Raw genomic sequence first — 12267 nt, 5'->3', positions numbered from 1 at the left:
TCAGTTGCGGGCGTCGTCGAACACGCACATTCACTCGCACTTCATGCTCCTTCGAGAACCCGGGAAGGCCGTCAAGCACGAACGGGGAACGGGGAGGAGAACACGGGACTCCGCCCGGCGAGTTGTCGCCCGGCCCTGGGGCGAAGGCAGCTCCGGCGGGCCCTGCACAGCCCTGGAGAATCCTTCGGAGGATAGCCGAAGGCGGGGTGAAAAAGATGAATATCGGTTACCGCACCCACGGCATCATCGACGCCCTGGCCGAGGCCGACGTGCGCTGCTGGGCCGATAAGTGATAGCAGGGTGCCGGCGGCATCGTGCGCGTCCCCTGCCGCGCCCGCTGGGAGAACATCTCCACAGGCCGGCAAGCCGTCAACGTCTCCCACGCCAGGACCCGCGCGGTCGGCGAGCAGACGATGGCCCCCCTGAAGTCCTGGCGCCCGCTGCGCACGCTCCGCTGCAGCACCACCCGCATCACCGACCTGGTCAAGGCCGTCCTCGCCCTGCATCTGGCGACGTCAACCTGAGGTGGGTGCGGTTCGTTTCGAATGAAGCCGCTGATCAAGCTGTGAGGGTGTAGTTCTGCTGGTCGGGGGCGGGGGCGCGCGTTTTCGCGGGCGGCGTGGAAACGCCAGTTGGTGTCAAGGTCGCCGTTGGAGACGAGGGCGCGGAGTCGCAAAACGGCTTCGGCTCCGGGAAGGCCCCAGCGGCCGGGCGACCCTGAACAAAGCGTCGCGCCGGGCGGTCAGGCATGCGTAGAAGGCACCACGGAAGCGTGACGCTTTACGAACGCTTCCAGGCGGAGTCGGGGCGCGGGCGGGGTGTCGGCCGGTACCGGGACGGCTGTCCGGTCCTGCCCGGCGACGGCCGGGAAACGGGGCGGGCCGGACGCGATTTCTGTGAGCATCGGCTCTGCCCGGCTACCAGCACCCGGCTCCGGAGGTCCGCGGTATGAGGAGGGGACAGGGGGGGCGGGGAACGGGCCCTGCGGGCGCGTGGTCCGCGCTCCGGCTCATGTGGACGGCGTCGCGGCGCCTCACACTCGCGCTCGCCGCTGTCGTCCTCGGCGGAGCCCTGGCCGCGTCGCTGCTTGTCGTGGCCACTGGCCTGCTTGTCGGCTCCCTGCCGGCAGCGGTGGACTCGGGTCCCGGCTCCGGCGCTGGGCGGCACATGCTGCTGGCGCTTTCCGTCTTCGGCGCCGCGGCGCTGTCCCAGACAGCACTGGGCTCGCTCGAATCCGGGCTTACAGCCGCGCTGCGGATGCGCGCCGTCCAGTTGGTTGATGACCGCGTGATGGCCGCCGGGCTGGCGCCCACCGGAATCGCGCATCTGGAGGATCCCGGCTACGCCGACACGCTGCGGCTGGTCACCGACCCCGAGACGCGCCCCGACGCGCTCGCATCGCTACTGCCGGCCGTGGTCCGTCCCCGGCTCCAAGCCGTCGGACTGATCTGCCTGCTGGTGCCGTTCGCATGGTGGGCACCCCTGGTGCTCTGCGTGGCCGCCGTCCTCACCCATCGCGCGTACCTCGGCGTCGCCAGCAGCGTGCACGGAAGCATGGTCGCGGCGAGCGGGGTGATCAGGCAGGCGGCGTACTTCCGAAGCCTCGCGGTCGACCCGGAACCCGCCAAGGAAGTACGGCTCTTCGGGCTCGGCGACTGGGTGACCGGGCGGATGACCGACACCTGGCGTACGGGCATGGCGGGAGTGTGGGCCACCCGGCGGTCGGCGACGGTACGCGCGTACGGCACGGTGCTCTTCGTAGTACTGGCCGAAGCGATGGTGCTCGGCTGGGCCGCGCTGGCCGCGTCGCGCGGGGATCTCGGGCTGACGCGGCTGGTGATCGTCGTCCAGGCATCGATCGGCCTCCCTGCGATGGGCTGGGTCGGGGACTCCGACTATCTGCTGCGCAATGGGCTGCTGGGGCTGCGGTCGCTCGTCGCGCTGGAGGGTCGCAGTCATCAGGGCGGTGTCGGCGGGGTGGACGGGGGTAGCGCCGGTCCGGTGTGCCGGGAGATCGCGGTCGAGTCGGTGTCCTTCGCCTATCCGGGCTCCGGGCACGAGGTCCTGAACGGGCTCAGTCTGCGCATCCCGGCCGGGTCCTCCGTCGCCGTTGTCGGCTCCAACGGTGCGGGCAAGACCACGCTCATCAAGCTGCTCACCCGGCTCCACGAGCCCGACCTCGGCCGGATCACCGTCGACGGCACCGACGTGCGATCGTACGAACCGTCCTCCTGGCGCGGCCAACTCGCGGTCGTCTTCCAGGACTTCGTGAAGTATCCGCTGACGTTGCGAGACAACGTCGGCTTCGGTGACCTGCGTATGGCGGGAGATCAGTCGGCGCTGGAACAGGCGCTGGCGCTGGCGGGCGGGGCCGCGTTGCCGGGGGAACTCGCAGCGGGATGGGACACGGTGCTGAGCCGGCAGTTCGAGGGCGGCGCCGACCTGTCCGGCGGGCAGTGGCAGAAGATCGCGCTGGCCCGGGCGCTGCTGGCGGCCCGGGACGGCGCGGTGCTGATCCTGGACGAGCCCACCGCGCACCTGGACGCCGGCGCGGAAGCCGAGTTCTTCGAGCGGTTCCTCGGCGCGACGCGGGGCAGCACGACCGTGCTGGTCTCGCACCGGTTCTCCGGCGTCCGCAAAGCGGATCTCATCTACGTCCTCGACAAGGGGCGCGTCGTCGAGGCGGGTTCGCACGACCGGCTGATGGCTGACGACGGACTGTACGCGCGGATGTACCGGTTGCAGGCCGCGCGCTTCCTCCATCAGGACGAGGACGAGGAGACAGAGCCGGACGAGAGCGGAGAAGGGCTCCCGGGCCCCGAGGAAGGCGGCGCTCCCGTTGAACGGGCTTCGGCGGCCGAGGAGTTGCCGCAGACCGAGCGTCGCAGGGCCGGCGACTCGCTTGCCGCGCTCGGCATCGTGCTTGCGGGATCCTTCCGCGAATCCAAGGGCCTGGCCGTCCTGGGGCTGCTGCTGGTTCCGGCCACGGCCGGTCTCGGCGCAGTGCAGGCGCTCTGGATACGGTCCATGGCTGACGGGGCCGCCCGGCACGCTCTCGGCACAACGCTCACTGCCGCGCTGCTGCTGGTGGCGACCCTCGGTGTGGGGCAGGCGGTCGAACTGGCCGGGGTCACCGCGCGGATCGGGCTCAGCGAACGGGTCGGCTTTGCCTTCGACCGAAGGCTGGCCCGCCTCACCGCCGGGATTCCGGGCCTCCAGCACCATGAGTCGCCCGCCTACCAGGACCGGCTGCATCTGTTCCGGGAGCGTGTGCTGGCCATGGGCGGCTTGCTGAACTGGCTGCTCAACCTGTTTGAAGACCTGGGCGGGTTCCTGGTGACGGCCGTTCTGCTTGCGCTGGTGCACCCCGCGCTGCTCGCGCTGCCCCTGGTCGGCCTGCTGGCGCTACGGCTCCAGGTGGCGTCCCGGAAGATCTCCGCCCGCGCACAGGACAAGACGGCGGCGGACTACCGGCTCGCGGCGCAGCTGACCCTGCTGGCGGCCGCCCCCGCCGCAGGCAAGGAATTGCGCGTCAGCGGCGTCGGGCCCGAGATCCGCCGCCGTCAGCGGGAAGCCCGAGGCCGGGCCGACGCCCTCATGGGCCGGGCGCAGTGGCAGGTGGCTGCCATGGGGGCCGCCGCCGGGCTGCTGAACACGCTGTGCCTGCTCGGCGCCGTCGGCTTTGTCACCTCGCTCGCCGCCCGGGGAGCGGCCAGTCTTGGTGCCGTGCTGCTCGCGGTGCTGCTGGCGGGCCGGTTCGTCGGGCATGTGGCGGGGCTTGTGGCGACGACCGGCATCGTCGTCGACCTGCTCCAAAGTGCCGAGCGCTTCCGCTGGCTGCGCTCGTACGCCCACCGCATGCGCCCGGCTGCCCCGACGGCCGAGGTCCCGGCCGCGCTGTGGCAAGGCATCAGCGTCGATGCGCTGACCTTCCGCTATCCCGGCACGCATACCCGCGTGCTGCGGGATGTCAGCCTGCGGCTGCCCGCGGGGGGCGTGGTAGCGCTGGTCGGTGAGAACGGCTCGGGCAAGTCCACACTGGTCAAGCTGCTGTGCCGAATGTACGAGCCGACGCAGGGGCGGATCCGGGCCGATGGAGTGGAACTGGCCGCGCTCGATCCGGAGCGCTGGCGGAACCGCCTCAGCGCGGGCTTCCAGGATTTCGTACGGTTCGAACTCCTGGCACGCCAGGCGGTCGGGGTGGGCGACGTGCCCCGAATCGAGGACCGGGAAGCAGTCGTGGACGCACTGGGCCGCGCGGGAGCGGCCGGGATTCCCGCCGAACTGCCGAACGGCCTGGATACCCGGTTGGGCCGGCAGTGGCCGGAGGGCGTCGATCTGTCCGGCGGCCAGTGGCAGAAGCTGGCCCTGGGGCGGGCCCTGATGCGGACCCGGCCGCTGCTGCTCGTGCTGGACGAGCCGACGGCTTCCCTCGACGCCGAGACGGAGCATGCCCTCTTCGAGCAGCTCATGGAGGCGGCCCGGGAGGCGAACGGCACTGGCGCGGGGACCATCACCTTGCTGGTGTCACACCGCTTCTCGACCGTACGTGCCGCCGACCTCATCGTCGTCCTCGACGGCGGCGCGGTGGCGGAGGTGGGCGACCACCGGCAGCTGATGGCGCGCGGCGGGCTCTACGCCGGGATGTACGGGATGCAGGCTCGCGCGTACCGATGACTGCCGCGGCGCCGGGGTGGGTGACCGCCACTGGCGCCGCCGGCTTCCCCTGCTTCCTCATGCCGCCGCCGGACTGCCACAACCGTCGGCCAAGCAGGTCGCGCCGCCGCCGGTACGGCCAAGCCACCGGAGCCGTCCCGGCAACAGCATGAAAGCCGCACCCGGCGCTCCTGGTTGCGCCAGACCTCCGAATGGCCCGCCAACCGGACAGGCCTGCGTACAGCATGACGAGAGCGCCGACCCTGTCGGCGCTCTCGCTGTTGGGCAGTTCCGGTCGGACAGGGCGCTTACGCGGCGCCGGTGGCGGCCGCCGGGCGCAGCCACTCTCCGTCGAGCGGCTCAAGATCGCTGACGTGGCCGACGAACCTGGCGAACGCCGACATGTCGGCGATGGCCATCGCCAACCGAACGACCCTGGTCTCGGAGCCGGCGTCACCCGCGCTTGCCAGCCAGTCGGTCATGAGGTCAGCGGTCTGCCCCAGCCGGGCACGGAAAGAATCCGTGACAGCGTACGGCCCTTCCTGCACCAGCAGTGTGGAAAACTCCGCCCAGATGTCCGCACTGAGCGGGAATACGCCCTCCGCTACGCCCGTGCGGTACAGCCGGTCGAAGTCGAGGTTCTGGTACCACGCGGTCATCTCCGTACGGAACGTCCCGGAGTCCAGCAGCGACACGACCTCCCCCATCAGGGCGCTCGCGTTCCGCAGCTTCGCCTCGGCCGAGCTGACATACACCGCTGCAGAGGCGGCGCCATCCTGGTGGTCGGCAAGCTCCATGGCCTTGTAGACGTCGCTGGCCGCGCCGAGCAGTGCGAGTCCGGCGCCTGCAGAGAGCCGCTTCTTGTCGCGCAGCGACTCAGCGCTCATCTTGAAGGCCTTATTGCAGTTGACGCTCATCCGTCCTTCCTCCTTATACGTTGACGGCGGCGGTTTCGCCCACCGTGCCCAAGACATTGATGATGGCGAGTGCCTGCCCGTAGATCCGGATGCGATCGAATCGCGTGATCGCTTTCCACGGGAATTGCTGCCACGCGAGCGGCTCCGCCGTTGCGGCCACGCGGTCGAAATTGTCGAGTTCCGTGGAGAACTCGCGCAGTTCGGAGATGAAGTGGCTGAACGCCAGCTCGTCCCCGCCCTCTTCGAACCGTCGGTCGATGGCGTTCAGAGATTCCCGATCGAGCGTGACAAGACCCAGGCCGCAGGCCTCATCGAGGATCTCCCGCACTCGGAAGGTACCGCCGCCGATCGACCTGAGCCGGTCGTCGTGGACGGCGTAGAAGCCCAGCTCCTGGGCGATGGTGTGAGAGTTGTCGTACTCCGCCAGGGCCGCCCTGATCGCGGCAGCGGCACAGGACACACGCACTGCGGCCTGGCGCAGGTCGTCCAGCTCCAGGTCGGAGAGAACGAGGTGGAGTTCGGCGCCGGCCCTCATGAGGTGGGCAGAACCAGTGGCGATCGGAGTGTCCACCCGATCGTAGAGGTCGATATTCTCCTGGCCCGGCAGCGCCATAGTGAAAGGTGGCTTGACGTTGCAGATGAGGCTCATTGTGGAATTTCTCCTTGGACGGTTTGCCTTACCCATGCCTGAGCCGACGGCATCGAGGATGCCGAATTGGGCAGGGGATGGAGGACCACCCGATGGATAAGGCTGTCAAGGTTCGATGCTTGCAGGAGAATTTTCGTGGTGCCTCACATACTGGCCGGAGCCGGACAGCTCCGGATCCGCCCGGACAGGTCCGGGGCCGTGCCGGCAGAATTTCCGACTGAGCTGGACGTACGACGGTTTGACGGACGGTACTGGCAATCACTCAGCGTCACATACCGGATGGCGGCGGCCATGCCAGAACACCGCCGATCCGGTCCGTTGAGCGGAACAGGGCGCGACAGTCGACTCCGCGCACGTCACGCTGCCTACAGGGACTCCGGCGGCAACGGCCGCGGAAACAACGATCCGGCAAGCCGCAGAATCGACCCGAGCCTCGGCTCCGAAACATCACCAGGCCGTCGGGCCGCGTATCCATCAGAACATTCGGCGATGCGGGTGGGACCTCTGGACAGGGGACGGGAGGGGCATGGATCGGTTGTCCGAGAAGGGCCTTGGCGGTGAGGTGCGAAACGGTGCGAACGGGATCGACAACTCGGAGAACATGGCCGCCGTGCTGCGCCAGCTGCGACGCCGGGCAGCCCGGCAACAGGGCGACTCGCAGCTCACCTACCGGGAGTTGGCCGCCAGGACAGGGTGGGCGCATGGGGTGATCGGGGACTACTTCACCGGCAAGACGCTGCCACCGGTCGACCGGTTCGACGTCCTGGTGCGGCTGCTCGGGGCCACCGCCTCCGAACAGGGCGCACTGGCCACGGCCCGCGACCGAGTGGAGGAACGACGACGGAGCCACGGCAGCGCCACGCCTCGTGACCCTGGGGAACGAGCGCCTCGGACGCCCGTACCGCACGATCTGCCGCCGGACATTCCCCATGTGGCCGGCCGGGCAGAGGAGTTGGCACACCTGGATCTGCTGCGGCCGCAGTCGCCGCCCGGCCCCTCCATGATCGTGGCACTGGACGGGCCGGCCGGTGTCGGCAAGTCGGCGCTGGCCGTGCATGCCGCCCATCTGCTGGCCCACCGCTTCCCCGACGGGCAGCTCTACGCGGATCTGCAAGAGACCACCGACGGCCGGCCGGCCGCGGTGCTGGCCCGATTCCTACGAGCTCTGGGCGGTCCTGTCGATCCGCCCGACGACGAGGTGGAGGCTGTTGCGATGTACCGCGCGCTGACGGCGAACCGTCAGCTGCTGGTCGTACTGGACAACGTCCAGGACGCCGCCCAAGTGCGGCCCCTGCTGCCGACTGCCCCGGGCTGCGCGGCTTTGGTCACCAGTCAGCGCATCCTCGCCACGGTAAACGGCGTCGTACAGCTGCATGTGGATGTACTCCCGGAGGAGGCGGCGCTGGCGTTCCTCGGCGCGTTCGCCGGTGAGGGCCGCCTGCGCGCGGACCGTTCGGCGGCCGAGCTCATCGTCCGGAGCTGCGGGTATCTCCCGCTGGCGTTGCGCATCGCAGGTGCCCGGCTGGCTGCTCGTCCGCACTGGCCGGCGCGCGCACTCGCCGACCGGCTGGCCAATACCCGGCACCGGCTAGACGAGCTGGAGTACGACGATTTACGGGTTCGAGTCAGCTTCCGCAAGAGCTACGAGGCACTCCTGCGCAGCAGCAGCTCCGAGGACCGCGCCGCCGCGGCCGCGCTTCCGCTGCTCACGACGCATGACGACGCGTGTCTGAACCTGCGAAGGGCGGCCCGCGCTCTGGGATGTACGCAGGCGGCAGTGGAGTCGGTGCTGGAACGGCTCGTGGATGCCCAGTTGCTGGAGTCGCCGGCGCCGGGCTGCTATCGCTTCCATGTCCTGTTCAGGCTGTTCGCTCTGGAACAGGCGTGAAAGCCGTGGTGAGAGGCCGGCCGCCCTCGCCCTGGCCCGCCGCCGCGTCAACGTCCTGTGGGCACTCCTACGCGACGGACGGACCTACGAGGCCGTGCCGCCCACCGCTCACGCGGCTTGACAGACGGCATTAGGAATCACTGGACGGTCAATGTCAGGCGGGTGCGGCAGGTGACCCGGCCGGAGATCGACAAAACGGCTGTGACGGAATGCCGGGATCGGCAACCAGGTTGCGTCGATGACGAGTTGAGCCTTGACGACGCGACGAACGGATGCGCATGCGTGGATTCATCACCGCCCCGGCCGGACACGCCGGGCTGCGGCTGGCCGACGATCTGCCCGAGCCGTTGCCGGCACCTCACGAAGCCGTCGTCGAGGTGCGGGCGTACGCCGTCAACCACGACGAGCTCAACCTCATCGCCCGCCGCCCCGACGGCTGGCGGCCGGGCCAGGACGTGGCGGGCGTAGTCGTCCAAGCGGCCGCCGACGGCAGCGGCCCGGCCCCGGGCACACGGGTCGTCTGCTATCTGGACTGGGAGGGCTGGGCCGAGCGGATCGCGGTGCCCACGCATCGCCTGGCCACCCTCGCCGACCGCGTCCCCTTCGAGCAGGCGGCGACGCTGCCCATCGCCGGGCTGACCGCACTGCGCGCCCTGCGTGTCGGCGGCGCGGTGCTCGGCCGTCAGGTACTGGTCACCGGCGCCACCGGCGGAGTGGGACAGTTCGCTGTGCAGCTCGCCGTCGCGGCCGGGGCTCACGTCACCGCCCAGGTCAGCAGCCCCGAACGGGAGGCGGAGGCCCGCGCGTTGGGCGCCCGGCAGGTCGTCACCTCCCTGGAAGACGACACCCTCGGCCCCTACCACCTGGTCCTGGACGGCATCGGCGGCCCGCAGACCGCGCAGGCCGTACGCCGGATCGCGCCCGGCGGCCACCTCGCCTGGTACGGCAACATCGGCGGCCCGGCCGAACTGCGCCTGGGCGACTTCTACGCCCAGGGCTGGAACGCCCACGTCGTCGGCTTCATCAGCCCGGTACCGGACGAGACCAAGGGCGAGGACCTGGCCATCCTCGCCGACCTCGTCGCCGACGGCCGTCTCACCCCCCGCGTCGGCCTCACCCTCGACTGGGAGAAGACCCCGGAAGCACTCGACGCCCTGGCCAGGCGAGAGGTACGAGGCAAGGCCGTACTGACCGTGGGAGGCGAACGGTAGGAACCCGCGCGCACGGGTGCGTAGCCTGTTCGCTCTCGTCCTGATACGCGGGGGGTCTCAGCCGATGGTCGGGACACGGTCAGTCAATGTCCGCGTTTCCCCACATCAATCCATGTCACTCCGGGCGCAGCCCCTGCCCAGGTTCGTGCCGCAGTGGGACGCGAGCCCGGGGTGCGGCGGGAGGACATCGACACCGAACTGCTGCAGGCACAGGCGGAGGTTGCCACGCCGGTGTGTTCCGACCTTGAGGAGGTCGCCGCGCACCTCAACCGGTTCCGGCGTGCGGTGGGTGGCGCCGGCCGGTGCGTCGACGGTGCCTGTCACCGCGGAGCAGCGCTACCGGAACATGCGGGCAGCGGCCGCGCGGCTGGTCGACGAGCAGTTGATCTGCGGCATGCACGTTCATGTCGCCGTGCCCGACTGTCAGGCCCATGCCGCGGCGCTCGGCCGGCTGAGACCCTGGCTGCGGTGCTGGTGCTGGTGCTGGTGGCCTTGAGCGTCAACCCCCTGTTCCGGGAAGAGCGGGACGCCGGTTCGCGAGCTGGCGCGGCGTGGTCTTCGGCCGCTGGCCGATCAATGGCTCGCCTTCGTTCTTCACCGGCGCCGCGCACTACGAAGAGCAGGTAGCGCTCTGCTGGCCACCGGCGTCGTATCCGACCGAGGCCAGTTGTACGGGCATGCCCGGCTGTCCGACGACTATCCGACGCCGGAGGTACGCGCGCCCGATGTCCAGTGGACGTCGAAAGTGCCGTCACCATCGCCGGGCTCACCCGCGCGCTGTGGTGACCGCGCCGCACGGGGGCCGTCGCGGTATTCACCCTCTGGACTCCTCGGCCGACATACTGCACGCCGCCGGATGGCACGCGGCGCGCCGCGGCCTGAGCGCGGATCTGGTCGACCCCCGTACCCGCCACGTCCTCCCCGGCAGCGGCGGTGGGCGCCCTGCTGGATCGCCTCACACCCGCGCTCAAGGAACTCGGGGACGTCGACCGGGTGACTTCCGGCGTGCAACGGCTGCTCGTTCAAGGGATGGGAGCCGCAAGGCAACTTGCCGCGGTTGCCGAAGGCGGCACGGAGGCGGCACGGAGACGCTTCTGGATCTCATAGCATCCCAACCCGCGCAACCTGCCGCCGCGGTGAGCGGCGGAAGTCAGCAATCGCCGCGCGCGATCTCGCGCACCCTCTCAAGCCGTCGCCCGACAGGCTTAGCCGGCGCCTCCAGCGGCGGAGTGTCCGTGGGAAGGGTGACGCGTTCAGGGCGTGTCGGGCGTGTGCGCGAGTTGGAGGCGTGGTGCCGGTGGCAGTGGCGTGAGTGCTCCCCTGTCCGGCGTGGCGTGGAACGCCTCCATCACGTAGGCGGCGTAGCGGCGGGAGGCTGCGAGCCGGGCGGCACGGGGTGTGTGCTGGATCCCCTGGTGGGCCATGAGCATGAGGACCAGGTCGTCGACGACGAAGTCGGAGCGGAGTCGGCCGGTCTCCTGCGCGCGGCGGGCCAGTTCGGCGACCGCGCGCAAGGTCCGCTCTCGGTCGGCGGCGAAGTCCATGGCCTCGGGAAACGCCGTCATGAAGGCGTCCGCGAATCCCCGGCTGTGCGCGTGGAGTTCACAGATGCGTTCTACCAGGCCACGGAATCCGTGCCCCGGATCCGGGTCCGCGAGGGCGTCGCGGACGGCGGCCCGGCAGCCTCGCCGCTGTTCGGCGAAGGTCTCCACTATCAGTGCGCGCTTGGTCGGGAAGTGGCGGTACAGCGTCGCGGGGCCGACGTCCGCCTGCCGGGCGACTTCGCGCATGGGCGCGCCCAGGCCCTCCTCGGCGAACACCATGCGGGCGGCGTCCAGGATGCGGGCCCGGTTGTCGCGGGCGTCGGAGCGCACGGGGTGAGGCAAACGGTCGGTCATGGTCTCTCACTTTAGCCAAGCGGACGGGGGCGTCCGTTACCTTCCCGATGTCGGTGGCACCGGCGACAACCCGCACGTCGACCGGACTTGAGGAGCAGAGATGAAAGCCGTTGTGGTCAGGGAGTTCGGAAACCCTGACGGTCTGGAGGTCGTCGACCTGCCCGTGCCCGTACCCGGTCCAGGACAGGTACGGATCACCACGGAGGCGATCGGGGTCGGCGGGGTGGACGCCGTCGTCCGCAGGGGAACGCTCGCCGCGTACGGCTTCAGGGAAGGCCATCTCCTGGGCAGTGAGGTGGCGGGCAGCGTCAACGCGGTGGGAGACGGCGTGGACGCCTCGTGGACGGGGCGCCGGGTGTGGGCGTTCACCGGTCTGGCCGGCGGGTACGCGGAGCAGGCCGTCGCCTCGGTCGACGACGTCCTTCCGCTGCCTGATGGTCTGACCGGCGCGGATGCGGTGACTCTCGGAGGCTCCGGTGTGGTCGCCCACTTCGCCTTGGACCGCGCCCGTTTCGCGCCCGGCGAGACGGTGCTCGTGCGCGGGGCGGCGGGCAGCATCGGGATCACGGCGGTTCAGCTCGCGGCCAGGAACGGTGCGGGCGCGGTGGCGGTCACCACCTCGTCCGTGCAACGTGGCGCGCGCCTACGGGCACTGGGCGCGACCCATGTCCTGGACCGCTCCGGAGGGGCCGACACGGATGTGCCGTCGGGCTTCGATGTGGTGATCGATGTCGTGGGCGGTTCCCAAGTCCCCGTCTTTCTGGACAGGTTGAACGACAACGGGGTGCGCCACGAAGTACCGCGTAATCGAGTGGAGGTGAAAGGCCGACACCTCCGGGCCGTCGCAGCGGCCTGGTGAAGCTGGGGGCAGCCTGATCCGGGGAACGCCGGGGAGGGTGGCAAGCGGCCCCGACAACGGCGGGACGTGCCGGGACTACCGGACGGCGCGGGTCCGTCTAGCGAGGTCAGAAGGTGTAGCGAGAGCGAACCAGTGGTTGAAGCTCCGTAAGCATTCAGCCGGCTCAAACCTGGTGGATATGGGCCGGTA

The 12267-nt window shown here is 70.1% G+C and carries 7 protein-coding genes and 2 pseudogenes; 6 read left to right on the top strand and 3 right to left on the bottom strand.

Features of this window, described 5'->3' with window-relative positions; genetic code table 11:
• Positions 1-230 precede the first annotated feature (230 nt).
• Together AB0I69_RS33290 and AB0I69_RS33285 are read left to right on the top strand one after the other, a co-directional pair.
• Positions 231-524: pseudogene (locus AB0I69_RS33290) on the top strand (transposase family protein); the annotation flags it as partial.
• Positions 525-1011: 487 nt separating this feature from the next.
• Positions 1012-4677, top strand: a complete 3666-nt coding sequence (locus tag AB0I69_RS33285) for an ABC transporter ATP-binding protein/permease (RefSeq protein ID WP_363099457.1) — start codon at positions 1012-1014, stop codon at positions 4675-4677.
• Between the two features lie 287 nt (positions 4678-4964).
• On the opposite strand, the gene AB0I69_RS33280 is transcribed toward AB0I69_RS33285, so the two are convergent.
• Both AB0I69_RS33280 and AB0I69_RS33275 read right to left on the bottom strand, forming a co-directional pair.
• Positions 4965-5573: a hypothetical protein gene (locus AB0I69_RS33280; protein ID WP_363099456.1), complete on the bottom strand. Its 609-nt coding sequence runs from the start codon at positions 5571-5573 to the stop codon at positions 4965-4967.
• Between the two features lie 13 nt (positions 5574-5586).
• The gene (locus AB0I69_RS33275) at positions 5587-6222 is read right to left on the bottom strand and encodes a hypothetical protein (RefSeq protein WP_363099455.1); all 636 of its coding nucleotides are present in this window, start codon (positions 6220-6222) and stop codon (positions 5587-5589) included.
• Positions 6223-6748: 526 nt separating this feature from the next.
• Between AB0I69_RS33275 and AB0I69_RS33270 the strand changes: the two genes are divergently transcribed.
• From AB0I69_RS33270 to AB0I69_RS33260, 3 genes are all read left to right on the top strand, one after another.
• Complete coding sequence (locus AB0I69_RS33270; RefSeq protein ID WP_363099454.1) at positions 6749-8110, top strand: NB-ARC domain-containing protein; 1362 nt, start codon at positions 6749-6751, stop codon at positions 8108-8110.
• A 278-nt stretch (positions 8111-8388) separates the two neighbouring features.
• Positions 8389-9321, top strand: coding sequence for a zinc-binding dehydrogenase (locus AB0I69_RS33265; RefSeq protein ID WP_363099453.1), 933 nt, complete (start codon positions 8389-8391; stop codon positions 9319-9321).
• A 313-nt stretch (positions 9322-9634) separates the two neighbouring features.
• Positions 9635-9817, top strand: a complete 183-nt coding sequence (locus tag AB0I69_RS33260; protein ID WP_363099452.1) for a glutamate-cysteine ligase family protein — start codon at positions 9635-9637, stop codon at positions 9815-9817.
• 757 nt (positions 9818-10574) lie between these two features.
• Here the strand turns inward: AB0I69_RS33260 and AB0I69_RS33255 are convergent.
• Positions 10575-11219, bottom strand: a complete 645-nt coding sequence (locus AB0I69_RS33255; protein ID WP_363099451.1) for a helix-turn-helix domain-containing protein — start codon at positions 11217-11219, stop codon at positions 10575-10577.
• Positions 11220-11319: 100 nt separating this feature from the next.
• On the opposite strand from AB0I69_RS33255, the pseudogene AB0I69_RS33250 reads away from it, so the two are divergent.
• Positions 11320-12003: pseudogene (locus AB0I69_RS33250) on the top strand (zinc-binding dehydrogenase); the annotation flags it as partial.
• Positions 12004-12267: the final 264 nt, after the last annotated feature.

The organism is Streptomyces sp. NPDC050508, from assembly GCF_040655155.1.
In the GTDB taxonomy this organism is placed as follows: domain Bacteria; phylum Actinomycetota; class Actinomycetes; order Streptomycetales; family Streptomycetaceae; genus Streptomyces.
The sequence above is the reverse complement of the archived record's forward strand: the minus strand, read 5'-3'. Positions and strand labels throughout refer to the sequence as shown.

Coding starts and splice junctions, on each gene's coding strand:
- AB0I69_RS33280 (WP_363099456.1), bottom strand. CDS start 5,573: ATGAGCGTCAACTGCAATAAGGCCTTCAAGATGAGCGCTGAGTCGCTG.
- AB0I69_RS33265 (WP_363099453.1), top strand. CDS start 8,389: ATGCGTGGATTCATCACCGCCCCGGCCGGACACGCCGGGCTGCGGCTG.
- AB0I69_RS33285 (WP_363099457.1), top strand. CDS start 1,012: ATGTGGACGGCGTCGCGGCGCCTCACACTCGCGCTCGCCGCTGTCGTC.
- AB0I69_RS33275 (WP_363099455.1), bottom strand. CDS start 6,222: ATGAGCCTCATCTGCAACGTCAAGCCACCTTTCACTATGGCGCTGCCG.
- AB0I69_RS33255 (WP_363099451.1), bottom strand. CDS start 11,219: ATGACCGACCGTTTGCCTCACCCCGTGCGCTCCGACGCCCGCGACAAC.
- AB0I69_RS33270 (WP_363099454.1), top strand. CDS start 6,749: ATGGATCGGTTGTCCGAGAAGGGCCTTGGCGGTGAGGTGCGAAACGGT.